The sequence below is a fragment of the Sphingomonas sp. GW821-FHT12D09 genome (assembly GCF_058807215.1).
Window position 1 is genome coordinate 78,175 of sequence record NZ_JBXAQL010000003.1, and the last position, 15,490, is coordinate 93,664.

Consider the following 15,490-nt stretch of genomic DNA (forward strand, 5'->3'; position numbering starts at 1 on the left):
TTGCGCAGCATACCGTCCCACTCCCTCCGTCATGCTGAACTTGTTTCAGCATCCAACGTGCGGCAGGCGATACCACTCGATTGGCGAAGCTGTCGCCCAGCCCAACCTTGGACCCTGAAACGAGTTCAGGGTGACAATTGGGGTGTCCGCGCGCAATTCAATCGGGCCGGGAGCGTATTCAATCGACGCCGAGGTTGGCGCAGCGCCTCCCCGCTCTTAGATGCGTCCCATGACCCTGAACGACACCTCCAGCCTGCTCGCCCATCTCCACACCCGCCGCTCGGGCAAGCCGCGCGACATGGTCGCCCCCGGTCCCAGCCCCGAACAGCTCACCGAGATGATCGAGATCGCCGCGCGCACACCCGATCACGGCAAGCTCTTCCCTTGGCGCTTCGTGGTGGTGCCCGAGGAGGCGCGGCCGGCGCTGGCGCTCAAGCTGGTCGAGATATTGCGCAGCGAGAAGCCCGATTGCACGCCGCGCGACGAGGAAGCCGCGGCACAGTTCGCCACCCAGGCGCCCGCCCTTGTGGTGGTGCTGTCCGCTCCGGTGGTGCCGCACAAGATCCCGGTGTGGGAGCAGGAGCTTTCGGCAGGCGCGGTGTGCATGAATTTGCTGCACGCGGCGCATGCGATGGGCTTCACCGGCGGCTGGATCAGCGGCTGGGCATCCTATTCGGAAAAGGTGCGCGACCTGTTCGGCGACGCGTCGCAGAAGATCGCGGGCTTCGTGTTCATCGGCACCCCCGCCTTCCCGCTGGAGGAACGCCCCCGCCCGGCACTGTCCGAAATCGCACAGGAATGGAATCCGGGGTATGGACCCCAAGGCTAATTGGTGTATTATAGCACCATGACAGCGCTAGAGCACGAGGACAGCCCGGTCTACCTCAAGCTGCGCGCCAGCATCGCTGCGGCGATCCTGCGCGGGCAATACCGGGCAGGGGATCAGCTTCCGTCGGTGCGCGCGCTGGCCGCCGAGCATGGCGCCAATCCGCTGACGGTCGCCAAGGCCTATCAGAGCTTCCAGGACGATGGCTATGTCGAGGTCCGTCGCGGCGTCGGCATGTTCGTGCTGCCGGGCGCGGTCGAGAAGCTGCGCATCGCCGAGCGCGACCGCTTCCTCAAGGGCTATTGGCCGCGCGTGAAGGAGCATATCGCGCTGCTCGGCCTCGACGTCCACGAACTGCTCGACCGCGAAACTGCCTGAGCGCATGTCGGCGGCCGAGGATCTTCCCACGGTGCCGGAAAAGACCAGCTGGGTGCGCTCGCTGCTCGGCTGGGGCCTGCTCGTCGGCGGCGTCTTCGCCTTTCAGACGGTGGCGGCCAAGCCCTTCTACATCCCGTCCAGCTCGATGATGCCGGCGCTCCTGAAGGGCGATCGGCTGGTCGTTTCCAAATATCCTTATGGCTGGTCGTACGCTTCGCTCTCCGTTCATGGCAGCACCGTCGTTCCGGGCCGCCTGCTGGGCAAGCTGCCCGCACGCGGCGACATCGTCACGGTGGCGCGGCGCGGGGACGGGTCGGACCTGATCAAGCGGGTAATCGGCCTGCCGGGCGACACGGTGGCGGTCAGCCACGGCGTGGTGATCCTCAACGGCAGGCCGGTGCCGCGCGTGGCGGCAGGCGCGGCGATGATCCCGGTGGACGCCAATGTCCCCTGCGACGAGCCCATGCTGCTTCCCTTCCGCAAGCCTGGGCCCGATGGCCGGCTCTACTGCCAACTTCCGCGTTTCAGGGAAACGCTGCCGAACGGCGCGAGCTACTTCGTCCTCGACCTGGGCGACACGTATCTGCCCGGCGGCTATATCTCGCCCCGTGACACCTTCGCATCGGTTCGTGTTCCGGAGGGACAAGTCTTCCTGATGGGCGACAATCGCGACCAGTCGGCCGACAGCCGTTTCTCGCTGGCCGAGGGCGGGCTCGGCGGGCCGGTGCCGGTCGAGAGCCTGGGCGGCCGCGCCGAGATCATCACCCACAGCTATTCGGGCGAAGGCTCGTGGCTCAACCCGCTGGCCTATCTCACGTCGTTGCGCGGGGACCGCGCCGGCAACAGCCTGCGCCCCGAACACCGCTGATGCTGATCATCACCGGCACCTTCCGCCTGGCGCCGGCGGCCCTCGACTCTGCCCGCCCGGCAATGGCGGCGATGGTCCAGGCGAGCCGGCTCGAGGCGGGATGCCTCCATTACAGCTATGGCGAGGACGTGCTCGACCCCGGGCTGATCCACGTCATCGAGCATTGGGCGGACAGGGCGAGCCTGGAGGCGCATTGGGCCGCCGCGCACATCAAGGCGTGGCGCGCCGCCTGGCCGGAACTGGGCATCGGCGAGCGCGACCTGACCTTGTTCGAGGCCGATACGGGCACGCCCTGCTAGGCCCAGCTTCCCAGGATTTCCGCCACGGCGCGCAATGTCTGGGGCTTCATCTGGACGAACAAATGGCCGCTGCGCACCTCGACCGCGCGGCATGCCGCGCCCTCGGCCTCGCGGCAGATCAGGCCGTTGACGAAGCCGTCGCTGCGGCTCCAGATCGCCGCCGAAGGCATGGGCAGCGGGCGCACCGCCTCCTCCAGCCGCCGCACCACTGCCGGATCGGTGATCTTCTCGCCGGTGAATAGCTGGAACGGACGCCAGACATTGGTCGCGCTGGGCAGGCCGGCAAAGGGCGCGCTGATCGTCAGCACCGCGCGGACCAGGTCGGGCCTGCGGTGCGCGACGATGCGGCTCATCACCCCGCCCAGGGACACGCCGACCAGCGTGACCTTCTCCTCGGTTTCTCGACGAATCTCCTCGACCCGTACGATCAGCCTCTCGCATTCGGGGCCGACGGTACGCACGCCGAAGTTGCGGCCGAGCGTCCAGGGATAGGCCCGATAGCCGAGCCGCTCGAGCATGGTGCGCAGCACGAAGTTGGAGCGATCGGTGTTGCACAGTCCCGGCGAGACCAGCACCGGCCGGCCGTCGCCGCGCGGCAATCCGGCGATGCGGAAGCGGGTGAGCTCGGCGACGGTGATCGCGGCGCGCAACGGCTCGAGCGCCAAGGTGCGCTTGGGCGGCGGATCGGCGGCGGTCTTCGGGATCATAGCCACAGCATCACACCCCAAGTGAGCGGCGTCCAGACGCCCATCGGCACGCCCGCCTCGCGCAGGCCCCGGCCTGTCCATTCGTTGCAGGTGCGGATCGCGCTGTACCCGCCCTTGGCGGAGTAGAAGGCGTCGCGCGGACCATAGCCGCGCACCACCGGCCCGGCGGCGACCGTGCGGCGGACATAGGCGACCAGCCGGCGATATTCCTCCGGCCGCAGCAACAGCGTGCGCACCGTGCCGCCCGCCTTGGGCTCGGGGACATGGGCGACGTGCAGCACGGTCGGTCCGGCGCCGACCAGCGCCCTGGCGGCGCGCCACGGGCTCATGTCGCTCCACTGCGCGGTATGGAGGTAGAAGTCGCGGTCGCCCCAGCCAAATGCGAGATAGGGCTCGGCGGCGGTGCGCGGATCGCGCAGATGCTCGGGCCGCGCAAAGTCGCGAAATGCCCTGGCCGGCAGGATCAGGTCGGTGTGCACGCCATTGTCGGCGACATAGATGCGCACGCCCCGGGCCGGCGGCTCGCGCCCGCTATTGGTGCCGAGTCCCGCGCCCAGGCCCGCGGCGGCAAGGTAGAGAATCACCACCAGCACCAGCGACCCGATAAACCGTCCCACTATCCGCAAAGCCGCTCCCCATTTCGCACCCGCACCATCGCATGCTATGCCATATTCATGGCTCAAGACACGCATGTGCTCGATCGTCCACCGGAGGGCGCTTCGGCGGACTGGACGATACCGCAGGACTGGCAGGCCTATACGGCCGAGGAACACGCTACCTGGGACAAGCTCTACGCCCGCCAGGCGAAGCTGCTGCCGGGCCGCGCGAGCAAGGCCTATCTCAAGGGCCTCGACGCACTGCGCCTGTCCGACTCGGGCATTCCCAACTTCGAGGAGCTTTCCGAGCGGCTGATGAGGCTGACCGGCTGGCAGGTGGTCGCGGTGCCGGGACTGGTGCCCGACGATGTGTTCTTCGATCACATGGCCAATCGCCGCTTCGTCGCGGGCAATTTCATCCGCCGGCCCGACCAGCTCGACTATATCCAGGAGCCGGACGTCTTCCACGACGTGTTCGGCCATGTGCCGATGCTCGCCGATCCGGTGTTCGCCGATTACCTCGCCGCCTATGGCCGCGGCGGCAACCGCGCGCTCGAACTGGGGGCGCTCAAGCAGCTTGGCCGGCTCTACTGGTACACGGTGGAGTTCGGGCTGATCCGCGAGGACGACGATCTGCGCATCTATGGCGCGGGCATCGTCTCCTCCTTCGCCGAGAGCGTGTTCGCGCTGGAGAGCGACAGCCCCAACCGCATCGGCTTCGACATGAAGCGGGTGATGCAGACGGACTATCGCATCGACGATTTCCAGCAGAACTACTTCGTCATCCCCAGCTTCGAGGAATTGCTGCGCCAGACGGTCGAAACCGATTTCGCGCCGCTCTATGACGAGATCATCGGCAAGCCGGATATCCCGATCGCGGAGATATTGCCGGGGGATGCGGTGGTGACGCGCGGTACGCAGGAATATGCGCTGAGCAAGCGCTAGGACTTTGCCTCAAATCCCGTTGTCACCCTGAACGTGTTTCAGGGTCCAACGCGCCTCAGGCGACATCGTCGGTGGAAAGTTGGATGCTGGAACAAGTTTCAGCATGACGGTCTACCTGGGTTCACCAGCTCCCGAATCCCGGCGCCTCGCCCCGCCCGCGGCTCAGCCGCGTCACCCGCTCGGTGCCGTAGCGCACGCGCTTGGTGAGCGTCAGCGTCGGCCAGTCGCCGCGGTCGGTGCGCTCGACCAAACGGAGCCCCTGCCGGCGATAGGCCTGCGCCACCGCCTCGGCCTGCCCCTTCAGGAGCCCCGCGAGGATCAGCGTGCCACCCTCGGCCAGCACCACGCCCAGGCTCGGCGCCAGCTCGACCAGCGGGCCGGCCAGGATATTGGCGGTAACCAGGTCATAGGGCGCGCGGCCGATCAGTAGCGGATGCTCGACGCCGGCCGCAGCGGCCAAAGCCAGCATGCCCTGCCCGCCGCCCAGCTTGATGCCGTTGAGTTCTGCATTGTCCCCGGTCACGTCCACCGCGCGCGCATCGATGTCCGAAGCCGTCGCATAGGCGCGCGGCCAGAGATGCAGCGCGGCAAAGGCGAGCAGCCCGGTGCCGGTGCCGACATCCAGCACGTTCTCGAAGCGCTTGCCCTCCTGCTTCAGCCGGTCGAGCGCCAGCAGGCAGCCCGACGTCGTCTCGTGCGTGCCGGTGCCGAAGGCAAGGCCCGCATCGATCCGGAACGCCCTGGCACCCGCGGGCACCTTGCCCTTGTTGCTATGGGTGTGGACATAGAAGCGCCCGGCATTTACCGGCTCGATCCCCGCCTGGCTCAGCGTCACCCAATCGGCGTCGCGGATCTTCTCGGCGACGGCCTTCACGCCCTTCGAGCTCGGCGCCAGCGCCTGCACCGCGGCGAGCGCGGCGCTGTTCGGCTTGGATTCGAAATAGGCTTCGAGCTGCCAGGCAAGGGGGTCGTCGGGGATCTGCTCGCTGGTCAACAACACCGGCGTGGGCTCGATCTCGAACACGCTGCCGTCATCGGCATCGATCGCCTCCGCTTCGGCGCGGGTGCAGGGCAAGGTGAGCTTCCAGCTCGACATCAATCAATCTCCACGGGGCGCGCCGCGACCACCTTCAACTGGGGGATCTCGATAGCGCGGTAATTCAACTTGCGGCCCTGGCGCATCAGCAACGCGACGCGGGTGGGGCTCTGCATCCAGATCTTGTCGACGCCGTCCAGTCCCTTGAGCAGGAAAGCCTGGCGTCCGCTGGCGAGATCGCCGACCAGCACATCCTCCTTGGTCAGACCGGCACGGACGCGGAGCAGATAATAGGCAAAGGGCGGCTCGGGTGTCCTTGCGACTTCCGCTCCCGGGATCACTTCGGCGACATCCGTCTTGGCCGTCACGTCATCGCCGGCCGTTGCGGAGAGATAGGTGCGCTCGATGATCTGGCGGCCATTGTCGGGCAGCAGCTTGCGGCTCTCGCCGCTCGCCTTGTCGAGCAGGATCACATTGCGCTCATCGGTCCGGCTCCCGCCGCTCGAATAGGGATCTCCGCCGCGCCCGATCGAGCTTTCGGTGGCGATCACGATCTCGTTGAGGTTGGTGCCGCGCAGCGCGACGACTTCCGAAACCGCAAACACTTCGTTCGCCGCCTTGGCCTGCACCTGCGCGGGTGTTTCCCTGCGGCGGCCATCATAGATCATCGCCACCACCATCACGGCGACGATCAGCCCGACGATCAGCCCGACCATCGCCAGCGCACCGATCACCAGTGCGCCGAACTGGCCGCCAAAGGGACCACGCCCGGCCTTGGGCGCTTCGGGCGCGGCGCTATCGGACATAGCTGGCTCCGTTGATGTCAAGCACCGCGCCGGTCATCGAGGGCGGGGCGGAAAGCGCGCAGAAGCGGGCGAGCACCGCGATTTCGTCGGTATCCGCCACCCGGCCGAGCGGGATGTCGGCGAGCAATTTCTCGCCGCCGCGGCTGGCGAGATAGTCATCGGCCATGCCGGTCATCGTGAAGCCCGGACAGATCGCGAAGGCAAGGATGCCCTGGCGCGCATAGCCGCGCGCGATGCTCTTGGTCATGCCGACCATGCCAGCCTTTGACGCAGCGTAATGCCAGTGCGCGGGCGAGTCGCCGCGATAGGCGGCGCGGCTCGCCATGTTGACGATACGGCCAGGACGCCCCTCGGCCTGCCAGTGGCAGATGGCGAGGCGGCAGAGCTCGGCGGCGGCGGTGAGGTTCACCCGCATCGTCCGCTCCCAGTTCGCCACCCAGTCGTCATGATCGATGTCGAGCGGGTTGCTCTCGAACACGCCGGCATTGTTGATGACCACGTCGATGCGGCCATCCAGCGCGTCGAGCGCCTTGTTCCACAACGCCCTGGGGGCTTGCGGATCGGCGAAGTCGGCGGGGATGCCGCTCTTCGTGCCCTGCCCGATCAGGCGGACATCATCTTGTCTGAAGCTTTCGGCGATCGCGGCGCCGATGCCGCGGCTCGCACCGGTGAGGAGGATGTGGGTGGCCATCGCGCCTGCCTAGCGCGTCCCCCCTTCCCCGTCATCCCCAAGGTCCCCGTCATCCCCGCGAAGGCGGGGACCCAGAGTAGCAAGTGCTGTCCTGCTTGCCCCTGGATCCCCGCCTGCGCGGGGACAACGAAGCTCTAGGCCGCCACCGAGGACGAGAAGCTGTCCGCCGCAGCGCGCAGCTTGTGGAGGCGATCATCGACTTCGGCCACGTCCTTCTGGAGCGTGTCGATCTCGTGCGTCACCGACTTGGTGTCTTCGCGGATCGCGCCGATCGTGGCGGACATCGAATCGGCGGCGAGCGCCGTCTCGTCGACAGCCGCAGTGATCGCCGTCACCGTCTGCGCCTGGATTTCCATCGCGCTGCGGATGCGGTTGGCACTTTCCTGCACCTCGGTCACCGTCGAGCGGATCGAGGCATTGGTTTCCACCGTGCCCTTGGTCGCCGACTGGATCGCCGCGATCTTCGATGCGATGTCGTCGGTCGCGCGCGCGGTCTGGCTGGCGAGGCTCTTCACTTCCTGTGCGACCACGGCGAAGCCGCGGCCGGCATCGCCGGCGCGTGCCGCCTCGATCGTCGCATTGAGCGCGAGCAAATTGGTCTGGCCGGCAATGTCGCGGATCAGGCCGAGGATCGATTCGATCGACTTGGCGTGGTCGCTCAGCGCCTCGCTCATGCCGACGGCTTCGCTCGCCTGCGAAGAAGCGCGCGTGGCGATGCTCGCCGCTGCCTCGACTTCGGTGCGCGCGTCCTCGATCGCACGGATCAGGCCCGCCGCGGTCTGCGCCGCCTCGCGCATCGCCACCGCCGACTGCTCGGCCGCCGCGGCGACTTCGCTGGCCTTGCCGAGCATACCGCGCGCCGAGCCCGAAGCGCCCTGCGCCTGCACCCGGATGCGGTTGGCGAGGCCGGTGGCGCCTTCGATCGATTCGGCGATGCTCGCCTTGAATTGTGCGGAACGGTCGCGGCGCGCCTCGTCGGCATAGGCCGCGTCGCGCGCGCCGAGATGGCCGGCCATCAGATCGGCCTCGGCCATCGCCATGCGCTGGACGACGTCGCACAGCCGGCCGAGCTTGTCGCCGTCGTTCGGCAGTGCCTCGCGCAGCGCGCGCATCGTCTCGCTATGGGCGAAGGAGAAGGCGGCCACGACGGCTGGCAGCGGAATGCCCGCGCCATAGGTCTGCGCGGCATAGGCGCAAACCATCTCGACCCATTCCTCGCTGAACGGCTTTTCGAACTTGAGCGCGCCGTAAACCGCGCCGTGGGCGACCTGCGCCTCATAGGCCTTGGGATCGTCGAGGATCGCGCGCATGGGGGCGCTTGCCGGCATCGCCTTGAAGTGGCGCCAGAAGCCTTCGGCGATCTCGCGCTGGCGATGGCCGATCAGCGCGACGATATCGCGGCAACCCGCTTCCACTGCGCCGTCCCAGTCATATTCGCGGCGATGGTCTTCCACCGTCCGCGTGCCGCCACTCCAGCGGCCCGGTTCGCGCCTGCTAACCATCATGCTCTCCCCCTAGGCCGCGACTTTGGCGATGAAATCGCTCGCGCTGCCCTTAAGACTTCCCAGCTGGCTTTCGAGGGCGGCAAAGCCCTGGCCGACCCGATCGATCTCGCTCGCCACCGCTTCGGTATCCTCGCGGATCGCGCCGATCGTGGCGGACATCGAATCGGCGGCGAGCGCCGTCTCGTCCACCGCCGCGGTGATCGCAGTCACCGTCTGCGCCTGCACCTCCATCGCGGTACGGATGCGGTTGGCGCTTTCCTGCACCTCGGTCACCGTCGAGCGGATCGAGGCATTGGTCTCCACCGTGCCCTTGGTCGCCGACTGGATCGCCGCGATCTTGGCGGCAATGTCGTCGGTGGCGCGGGCGGTCTGGTTGGCCAGGCTCTTCACTTCCTGCGCGACCACCGCGAAACCGCGGCCGGCATCGCCTGCGCGCGCTGCCTCGATAGTGGCGTTGAGGGCGAGGAGGTTGGTCTGGCCGGCAATGTCGCGGATCAAGCCGAGAATCGATTCGATCGACTTGGCATGGTCGCTGAGCGCTTCGCTCATCCCCACCGCTTCTCTGGCCTGGCTGGAAGCGCGCGTGGCGATGCCGGCCGCCGCTTCGACTTCGGTACGGGCGTCCTCGATCGCGCGGATCAGGCCCGCGGCGGTCTGCGCGGCTTCGCGCATCGCCACCGCAGATTGCTCAGCCGCGGCCGCGACTTCGCTTGCCTTGCCGAGCATGCCGCGCGCCGAGGCGGAGGTGTGGCTCGCCTGGATGCGGAGCTGCTTGCCTTCGCGCGATGCGCGCTGGACCGTGCCGCCGATCGAGTCGCGGAAATCCTCGGCAAGCCTGTCGCGCGCCGCTTGGGCGCTATATTCGCGGTACATGTTGTAGATTTCGACCGTGATATCGCCCTCAAGCGCCGAGAGACGCATCAGCGTGTCGATCAGGCCGGCGAGTCGCGCGTCTTCGGTGCCGACGCGGCGGATCAGGATCTCGAGCGCGGCCCGGTCGCTGGCGCTGATCATCGAAAGCAGCGCCATCGGTGGCACGCTGGCGGCATAGGCCGCGGCGACCGAACGCTCGATCGATTCGATCCAGGCACGGCCATCGGTGTCGAGGAAACGATTCTTCAGGAAGACGACGCCGACGTCGATCATCTTCTGGGTGTCATCCGGCGCCCAGTTGCGCTCATCGGCGAAGCAGCGCAGCCATTGCTGCCAATAGGCCTCCGAAACCGCGCGGATCTCGGGCTCCAGCGCTTCCCAGGCAGCGCGGCCCGAGGCGACGAGCGTGCCTTCGAAATCGAAGATGCGAAGGCGCGCGCGCACGTCGATTCGAGCGGCCACGGTGCCCACGTCCGGCAGATCCTGAGGCGAAACGGCGTTGGTCACGTAACAAAGTCCCCTGTGGCGGCCACGGGACGATAGGGCCGCTCGGTTGCCGGATATGCGGGGGAACTGGTTAAGACGGGGTTAGTCAAAGGCGGCGTTTGTGCGTGTGACCTTGCATCCCGCGGTGTCCGGACTAAGGAAGCGGCACCGACCGAGGAAGGACATAATCTTGGCCAATGTGCGCAACTCAGCGCGACCCATGTCGCCGCACCTGAGCATCTGGAAGTGGGGCCCCTCCATGGCGGTCTCGATCACCCACCGCGTCACTGGCAGCGGTATGGCGACCGTTGGGACGATCCTGTTCGTCTGGTGGCTAGTCGCGCTGTCCGCCGGCCCGGCGACCTATGCGGCGTTCATCGATCTGTTCACGCTGAAATCCGGCGCGCTCAACATCGCGGGCTATGTGTTCGGAATCGGCCTGACCTTGTCCTTCTTCCAGCATATGAGCTCGGGCATACGCCACTTCTTCCTCGACCAGGGCGCCAATTTCGAGCTCAAGGCCAACAAGACGACCGCGCTGCTGACCTATGTCGCCGCGATCGTCCTCACCGCGGCCTTCTGGGCCTTCATCATCTGGGGGAAGACCAATGGGTAACGGCACCAGCATCGGCAAGGTCCGCGGCCTCGGCTCCGCGCATGAAGGCGCGCATCACTGGTGGCACCAGCGACTGACCGCCGGCTCCAATCTGATCCTCATGCTGTGGTTCGTGCTCAGCATCGCGCTGCTGCCGGCGCATGACTTCGAGACGATCCGCCAGTGGATCGGCCAGACCCAGGTCGCCGTGCCGCTGATCCTGCTGGTGATCAGCACCTTCTATCACTTCCGCCTCGGCCTGCAGGTGGTGATCGAGGATTACCAGCATGACGAGACGCACATCGTGCTGATGATCGCGCTCAACTTCTTCACGCTGGCGGCAGGCACGCTCGCCATCTTCTCGATCCTCAAGATCGCCTTCTCGGCAGGAGCCGCGCTCTAATGTCCGCGTACAAGATCATCGACCACACCTATGACGCGGTGGTGGTCGGCGCCGGCGGCTCGGGCCTGCGCGCCACCATGGGCTGCGCCGAGGCCGGCCTGAAGACCGCCTGCATCACCAAGGTGTTCCCGACGCGCAGCCACACCGTGGCGGCGCAGGGCGGCATCGCCGCCTCGCTCGGCAACAACACGCCCGACCACTGGCAGTGGCACATGTTCGACACCGTCAAGGGCTCGGACTGGCTCGGCGACCAGGACGCGATCGAGTATATGGTCCGCGAAGCCCCGGCTGCGGTCTACGAGCTCGAGCATGCCGGCGTACCGTTCAGCCGCAACGACAATGGCACGATCTACCAGCGCCCGTTCGGCGGCCATATGCAGAATATGGGCGAAGGCCCTCCCGTGCAGCGCACCTGCGCCGCGGCGGACCGTACCGGCCACGCCATGCTCCACGCGCTCTACCAGCAGAGCCTGAAATATGACGCGGACTTCTACGTCGAATATTTCGCGCTCGACCTGATCATGGAGAATGGCGAGTGCCGCGGCGTGATCGCGCTGTGCATGGAGGATGGTTCGATCCACCGCTTCCGCAGCCACGCCGTCGTGCTCGCCACGGGCGGCGGCGGCCGCGTCTACCAGTCGGCGACCTCGGCCCACACCTGCACCGGCGACGGCAACGGCATGGCACTGCGCGCGGGCATCGCGCTGCAGGATATGGAGTTCGTCCAGTTCCACCCGACCGGCATCTACGGCGCCGGCGTCCTCATCACCGAGGGTGCGCGCGGCGAGGGCGGTTACCTGACCAACTCCGAAGGCGAGCGCTTCATGGAGCGCTATGCCCCCTCGGCCAAGGACCTTGCCAGCCGCGACGTCGTCGCGCGCTCGATGGCGATGGAGATCCGCGAGGGCCGCGGCGTTGGCAAGGAGAAGGACCACATCTTCCTTCACCTCAACCATATCGACCCGAAGGTGCTGCACGAGCGGCTGCCCGGCATCACCGAGACCGGCAAGATCTTCGCCGGCGTCGATCTGACCCGCCAGCCGCTGCCGGTGGTGCCGACCGTCCATTACAATATGGGTGGCATCCCGACCAATTATCACGGCGAGGTCGTCCACGATAAGGACGGCAATCCGGACACCGTCGTCCCCGGCCTGTTCGCGGTCGGCGAAGCGGCCTGCGTGTCGGTCCACGGCGCCAACCGCCTGGGCTCCAACTCGCTGATCGACCTGGTCGTGTTCGGGCGCGCCACCGGTCTCCGCCTCAAGGAGATGGTCAAGCCGGGCACCAAGCACAACGAGCTGCCCAAGGGCTCCGAGGACTTCTCGCTCGCCCGCCTCGACCATTTCCGCAACGCCAAGGGCGAAAAGCCCACCGCGCAGATCCGCGCCGACATGCAGAAGACGATGCAGCGCCACTGCGCCGTGTTCCGCGACAGCGCGCTGCTGGCGGAAGGCGTCGAGCACATGAAGGAAGTCTATAAGGGCTTCCAGGATGTCGGCATCCAGGACCGCTCGCTGATCTGGAACACCGATCTGGTCGAGACGCTCGAGCTCGACAATCTGATCGGCCAGGCCGTCGTGACGATCGAATGCGCCGCCAACCGCAAGGAAAGCCGCGGCGCACACATGCACGAGGACTTCCCGAACCGCGACGACGTGAACTGGATGAAGCACACCGTCGCCACCTTCGACGGCTGGGGCGGCAAGGGCGGCACCACTGCGATCGACTATCGCCCGGTGCACGACTACACGCTCACCGACGAGATCGAGTACATCAAGCCGAAGAAGCGGGTGTATTGATCCTTCGGGACTGACTTCGCAAGGGGCTCGTTCGCCAGATGCGAGCGGGCCCTTTTCCTTTCCGGCGCATCCGCTTAGCTGTCAGCCGTCAAAAGGGGACGAGCATGAGCGGGTTCGAGTTCATCTTCACGCTGTTCGGGCTGCTTCTCGGCCTGGCGCTGGCCGAGGGTCTGGGCGGGCTTTCCCGCGCGCTGAAGGCCAGCCACAAGGTGCGGATCGGCTGGGCGACCGCGTTGCTTGGCATCTTCGTCTCGTGCGACGTCGTCACCTTCTGGATGTATGGTTGGGCGCTGCGCGACCTGTTGCCGCTGAGCTGGGCGGTGCTGTTCGGCGGCTTCGTGGTCACCGGCGTCTATTATGTCGCAGCCTCGCTCATATTCCCCGATGATTTCGAGGAGTGGGGCGACCTGAACCTCTATTTCGACAAGCATTACCGCAAGGTGCTGGGCGCGGTCATGCTCTGCAATGTCGCGCTGATGGCCACTGCCATCACCCTGGGAGGTACGCAGGGCCTGTTCACTGTCCGAGCGCTGCTGCTCACCTGGTCATTCTTCCCGGTTTCGCTGCTCGCGATCCTGATGCGCGACCGGCGGGCCGTAATCGGATGCCTGGTGTGGCTGATCCTGCTCTATCCGCTCTCCGCAATCTGGCACTGAGCGCCCGCGCCAATGCCGCAACGGAACGAAACATGCGCTCCCGCTTGACAGCGCGCCCGCACCCGCGAGAGTGGGGCGTTAACTATTTCCGGGGGTTCGGGCCTGCCCATGCGTATCGCGTTCGCCATCCTCGCGGCGGTTGCCGCGCTCGCCGCCACGCCTGCCGCCGCGCAATACAAGGCGCCCGAGCATAAGGCGGGCTGGCCGGGAATGGTCTCGGGTCCCGATGGCGCCGAGGGGCTCGATCCCGGCCCCGAGCTCCAGCGCGGGCGATCGGCCAAGACACTGCTCGCCGATACCCGCAAGCTGAATGTCGCGCTCAACGCCCTCCAGCCGCAGCGCAAGGCACTGGTCGATGCCTATGTCGTCTCCATCGCGCTCGACAGCGATCCGGTGTTCGGGCGCGAGGCGCGCGAGGCCGGCAAGGTGCTCTCCCGCCGCTTCGATGCCGCCGGGCGCACCATCGTGCTGGCGGGCAGCGCCGGCACCTTGCCGAGCGAGCTGCCCAATGGCAGCCTGACCAGCCTCGCCCTGGCGCTCGCCCGCGTCGCCGAGGTGATGGACAAGGAGCAGGACGTCCTCGTCCTCTACACCACGAGCCACGGCGCCAAGGTGGGCATCGCCTATCATGACGGCGACGAAGGCTATGGCATCCTCAATCCCAAGCGGCTCGAGGCCTTGCTCGACGAGCTCGGCATCAAGAACCGGGTGCTGATCCTCTCGGCCTGCTATTCGGGCATCTTCATCGGCCCGCTCTCCAGCCCGGACACCGCGCTGTTCACTGCCGCTTCGTCGGACCGCACGAGCTTCGGCTGCATGGCCGAGAATGACTGGACCTTCTTCGGGGACGCGATGATCAACCATGCACTGCGCAAAAACCAGCCGCTCGAAAAGGCATCGGATGAGGCGCGGATGCTGATCAACGACTGGGAGGGCGCGGCGCGGCTGATCCCGAGCAACCCGCAAGTGACCATCGGCGCGCATGTCGCGACCTGGCTTGAGCCGCTCGAGACGCGCATGCCCAAGACCGACACGCCGCCCGTCGGCCGCCCGGCGACCGACGCGCTCAAGGCCGGCGGATGAGATGGCGGACCAGGAGACCCTTCTGGAGCGATTGATCCCGGGCGATCTGGAACACCAGATTCCCGCGGCGATCCAGAGGGCGCTTCCTGGCGGGTTCCGGAACCGGCTGCTCCAGGTCGGGCTCGGCCTGCTGATCAGCCTCGGCCTGGCGTTCGTCGTACGCCGCTGGGTCGAGCGGCGCGAAGCCGGGCGCCGGGCGCTCGCACCCCGGCCCGCGGCTCCTGCATTGCCGCCCGTCCGGGAACCCGACGTGGCGCAGGCAGTTACCGCGCCCGTGATCGATAATTCTGAACCCGAACCCGCGCCGCTCCCGCCCGAGGGAAGCCAGGCTGCCCGCTATCCCCTGCTCGCCCAGCCGCATGTGAGCCTGTCCGGCACGATCGACCAGGCGATGTATGCCAGCTTCCGCGGGCAGATGCTGGCAGCGCCCAAGCAGGGTGCGCTCGTCGTCTCGCTCTGCACGCTCGGCGGCGATCCCGAAGTCGCGCGGCTGATGGGCGACGAGATCCGCCTGCTGCGCGAGTATTCGGGGCGTGAGACGCTGTTCCTCGGCAAGGTCGCGGTCTATTCGGCCGGCGCCACTTTCATGGCCGCCTTCCCCGCCGACAAGCGCTTCCTGACGCGCGGCACCCGGCTGATGATCCATGAGCGCATCCTCACCAAGACCGTCGACGTCACCGGCCCGCTGCGCACCTGCATCGCCGGGCTCAAGGCCGCGCTGCACGAGATCGAGGAATCGGTGCGGATCGAGGAAGAGGGCTTCCACGCGATCGTCGCCGGCTCGCGCGTGCGCTTCGAGGAGGTGCAGGAACGCGCCCCGGCCAACTGGTATATCGAAGCGGAAGAGGCCCGTTCGCTCGGACTGGTCCTGGATATCATCTGAGAGGTTGAGCCCTGCGGCGCGATTGGCTATCGCGCGCCCAAGCATAAGGATCTCC

The 15,490-nt window shown here is 67.0% G+C and carries 18 protein-coding genes; 11 read left to right on the plus strand and 7 right to left on the minus strand.

Annotation, left to right across the window (positions count from 1 at the left end; genetic code table 11):
• Positions 1-229: 229 nt before the first annotated feature.
• From AC1RPL_RS13960 to AC1RPL_RS13975, 4 genes are read left to right on the plus strand one after another with little or no spacing between them, the layout of a single operon-like run.
• Positions 230-829, plus strand: coding sequence for a nitroreductase family protein (locus tag AC1RPL_RS13960; protein WP_493069918.1), 600 nt, complete (start codon positions 230-232; stop codon positions 827-829).
• Between the two features lie 18 nt (positions 830-847).
• Entirely contained in the window at positions 848-1,204 is a 357-nt protein-coding gene (locus tag AC1RPL_RS13965) for a GntR family transcriptional regulator (RefSeq protein WP_180143240.1), read from the plus strand.
• A gap of 4 nt (positions 1,205-1,208) precedes the next feature.
• Complete coding sequence (lepB, locus tag AC1RPL_RS13970) at positions 1,209-2,072, plus strand: signal peptidase I (protein WP_493069919.1); 864 nt, start codon at positions 1,209-1,211, stop codon at positions 2,070-2,072.
• Positions 2,072-2,371, plus strand: a complete 300-nt coding sequence (locus tag AC1RPL_RS13975) for a putative quinol monooxygenase (protein ID WP_493069920.1) — start codon at positions 2,072-2,074, stop codon at positions 2,369-2,371. Before lepB ends, AC1RPL_RS13975 begins: the two co-directional genes overlap by 1 nt.
• Here AC1RPL_RS13975 and AC1RPL_RS13980 read toward each other — a convergent pair.
• A complete protein-coding gene (locus tag AC1RPL_RS13980) occupies positions 2,368-3,078 on the minus strand; it encodes an esterase/lipase family protein (RefSeq protein ID WP_493069921.1) in 711 nt (236 codons plus the stop codon). The two genes, AC1RPL_RS13975 and AC1RPL_RS13980, sit on opposite strands and share 4 nt — an antisense overlap.
• The gene (locus tag AC1RPL_RS13985; RefSeq protein WP_493069922.1) at positions 3,075-3,695 is read right to left on the minus strand and encodes a TIGR02117 family protein; all 621 of its coding nucleotides are present in this window, start codon (positions 3,693-3,695) and stop codon (positions 3,075-3,077) included. The genes AC1RPL_RS13980 and AC1RPL_RS13985 overlap by 4 nt, the downstream gene beginning before the upstream one ends.
• 57 nt (positions 3,696-3,752) lie before the next feature.
• Here AC1RPL_RS13985 and phhA point away from each other — a divergent pair, with 57 nt between their 5' ends.
• Positions 3,753-4,619, plus strand: coding sequence for a phenylalanine 4-monooxygenase (gene phhA / locus AC1RPL_RS13990; protein ID WP_493069923.1), 867 nt, complete (start codon positions 3,753-3,755; stop codon positions 4,617-4,619).
• Positions 4,620-4,740: 121 nt separating this feature from the next.
• Here phhA and AC1RPL_RS13995 read toward each other — a convergent pair whose 3' ends face one another.
• The 5 genes from AC1RPL_RS13995 to AC1RPL_RS14015 form a co-directional block, all read right to left on the minus strand.
• Positions 4,741-5,715: a 50S ribosomal protein L11 methyltransferase gene (locus tag AC1RPL_RS13995; RefSeq protein WP_493069924.1), complete on the minus strand. Its 975-nt coding sequence runs from the start codon at positions 5,713-5,715 to the stop codon at positions 4,741-4,743.
• Positions 5,715-6,461 carry a hypothetical protein gene (locus tag AC1RPL_RS14000; RefSeq protein WP_493069925.1) on the minus strand — a complete coding sequence of 249 codons (747 nt, stop codon included), beginning with the start codon at positions 6,459-6,461 and terminating at the stop codon, positions 5,715-5,717. Before AC1RPL_RS14000 ends, AC1RPL_RS13995 begins: the two co-directional genes overlap by 1 nt.
• Positions 6,451-7,152 carry an SDR family NAD(P)-dependent oxidoreductase gene (locus AC1RPL_RS14005; RefSeq protein WP_493069926.1) on the minus strand — a complete coding sequence of 234 codons (702 nt, stop codon included), beginning with the start codon at positions 7,150-7,152 and terminating at the stop codon, positions 6,451-6,453. Before AC1RPL_RS14005 ends, AC1RPL_RS14000 begins: the two co-directional genes overlap by 11 nt.
• A 134-nt stretch (positions 7,153-7,286) precedes the next feature.
• Positions 7,287-8,654 carry a methyl-accepting chemotaxis protein gene (locus AC1RPL_RS14010; RefSeq protein WP_493069927.1) on the minus strand — a complete coding sequence of 456 codons (1,368 nt, stop codon included), beginning with the start codon at positions 8,652-8,654 and terminating at the stop codon, positions 7,287-7,289.
• A gap of 12 nt (positions 8,655-8,666) precedes the next feature.
• Positions 8,667-10,010: a methyl-accepting chemotaxis protein gene (locus tag AC1RPL_RS14015; protein ID WP_493070928.1), complete on the minus strand. Its 1,344-nt coding sequence runs from the start codon at positions 10,008-10,010 to the stop codon at positions 8,667-8,669.
• Between the two features lie 196 nt (positions 10,011-10,206).
• Between AC1RPL_RS14015 and sdhC the strand changes: the two genes are divergently transcribed.
• The 6 genes from sdhC (at position 10,207) to AC1RPL_RS14045 (ending at position 15,435) form a co-directional block, all read left to right on the plus strand.
• The gene (gene sdhC, locus AC1RPL_RS14020; protein WP_493069928.1) at positions 10,207-10,632 is read left to right on the plus strand and encodes a succinate dehydrogenase, cytochrome b556 subunit; all 426 of its coding nucleotides are present in this window, start codon (positions 10,207-10,209) and stop codon (positions 10,630-10,632) included.
• Positions 10,625-11,014 (plus strand): succinate dehydrogenase, hydrophobic membrane anchor protein, encoded by a 390-nt coding sequence (gene sdhD / locus AC1RPL_RS14025; RefSeq protein ID WP_493069929.1) that lies wholly within the window; start codon positions 10,625-10,627, stop codon positions 11,012-11,014. Before sdhC ends, sdhD begins: the two co-directional genes overlap by 8 nt.
• Positions 11,014-12,813 (plus strand): succinate dehydrogenase flavoprotein subunit, encoded by a 1,800-nt coding sequence (gene sdhA / locus AC1RPL_RS14030; protein ID WP_493069930.1) that lies wholly within the window; start codon positions 11,014-11,016, stop codon positions 12,811-12,813. The genes sdhD and sdhA overlap by 1 nt, the downstream gene beginning before the upstream one ends.
• 104 nt (positions 12,814-12,917) lie before the next feature.
• Positions 12,918-13,469, plus strand: coding sequence for a hypothetical protein (locus AC1RPL_RS14035; RefSeq protein ID WP_493069931.1), 552 nt, complete (start codon positions 12,918-12,920; stop codon positions 13,467-13,469).
• A gap of 108 nt (positions 13,470-13,577) precedes the next feature.
• Positions 13,578-14,552 carry a C13 family peptidase gene (locus AC1RPL_RS14040; protein WP_493069932.1) on the plus strand — a complete coding sequence of 325 codons (975 nt, stop codon included), beginning with the start codon at positions 13,578-13,580 and terminating at the stop codon, positions 14,550-14,552.
• A gap of 343 nt (positions 14,553-14,895) precedes the next feature.
• Positions 14,896-15,435: an ATP-dependent Clp protease proteolytic subunit gene (locus AC1RPL_RS14045; protein WP_493070930.1), complete on the plus strand. Its 540-nt coding sequence runs from the start codon at positions 14,896-14,898 to the stop codon at positions 15,433-15,435.
• Positions 15,436-15,490: the final 55 nt, after the last annotated feature.

Excerpts from the sequence above, each read along its gene's own strand:
- AC1RPL_RS13960 (WP_493069918.1), top strand. The coding sequence starts at position 230 with ATGACCCTGAACGACACCTCCAGCCTGCTCGCCCATCTCCACACCCGC.
- AC1RPL_RS13965 (WP_180143240.1), top strand. The coding sequence starts at position 848 with ATGACAGCGCTAGAGCACGAGGACAGCCCGGTCTACCTCAAGCTGCGC.
- lepB (WP_493069919.1), top strand. The coding sequence starts at position 1,209 with ATGTCGGCGGCCGAGGATCTTCCCACGGTGCCGGAAAAGACCAGCTGG.
- AC1RPL_RS13975 (WP_493069920.1), top strand. The coding sequence starts at position 2,072 with ATGCTGATCATCACCGGCACCTTCCGCCTGGCGCCGGCGGCCCTCGAC.
- AC1RPL_RS13980 (WP_493069921.1), bottom strand. The coding sequence starts at position 3,078 with ATGATCCCGAAGACCGCCGCCGATCCGCCGCCCAAGCGCACCTTGGCG.
- phhA (WP_493069923.1), top strand. The coding sequence starts at position 3,753 with ATGGCTCAAGACACGCATGTGCTCGATCGTCCACCGGAGGGCGCTTCG.
- AC1RPL_RS13995 (WP_493069924.1), bottom strand. The coding sequence starts at position 5,715 with ATGTCGAGCTGGAAGCTCACCTTGCCCTGCACCCGCGCCGAAGCGGAG.
- AC1RPL_RS14000 (WP_493069925.1), bottom strand. The coding sequence starts at position 6,461 with ATGTCCGATAGCGCCGCGCCCGAAGCGCCCAAGGCCGGGCGTGGTCCC.
- AC1RPL_RS14005 (WP_493069926.1), bottom strand. The coding sequence starts at position 7,152 with ATGGCCACCCACATCCTCCTCACCGGTGCGAGCCGCGGCATCGGCGCC.
- AC1RPL_RS14010 (WP_493069927.1), bottom strand. The coding sequence starts at position 8,654 with ATGGTTAGCAGGCGCGAACCGGGCCGCTGGAGTGGCGGCACGCGGACG.
- sdhD (WP_493069929.1), top strand. The coding sequence starts at position 10,625 with ATGGGTAACGGCACCAGCATCGGCAAGGTCCGCGGCCTCGGCTCCGCG.
- sdhA (WP_493069930.1), top strand. The coding sequence starts at position 11,014 with ATGTCCGCGTACAAGATCATCGACCACACCTATGACGCGGTGGTGGTC.
- AC1RPL_RS14035 (WP_493069931.1), top strand. The coding sequence starts at position 12,918 with ATGAGCGGGTTCGAGTTCATCTTCACGCTGTTCGGGCTGCTTCTCGGC.
- AC1RPL_RS14040 (WP_493069932.1), top strand. The coding sequence starts at position 13,578 with ATGCGTATCGCGTTCGCCATCCTCGCGGCGGTTGCCGCGCTCGCCGCC.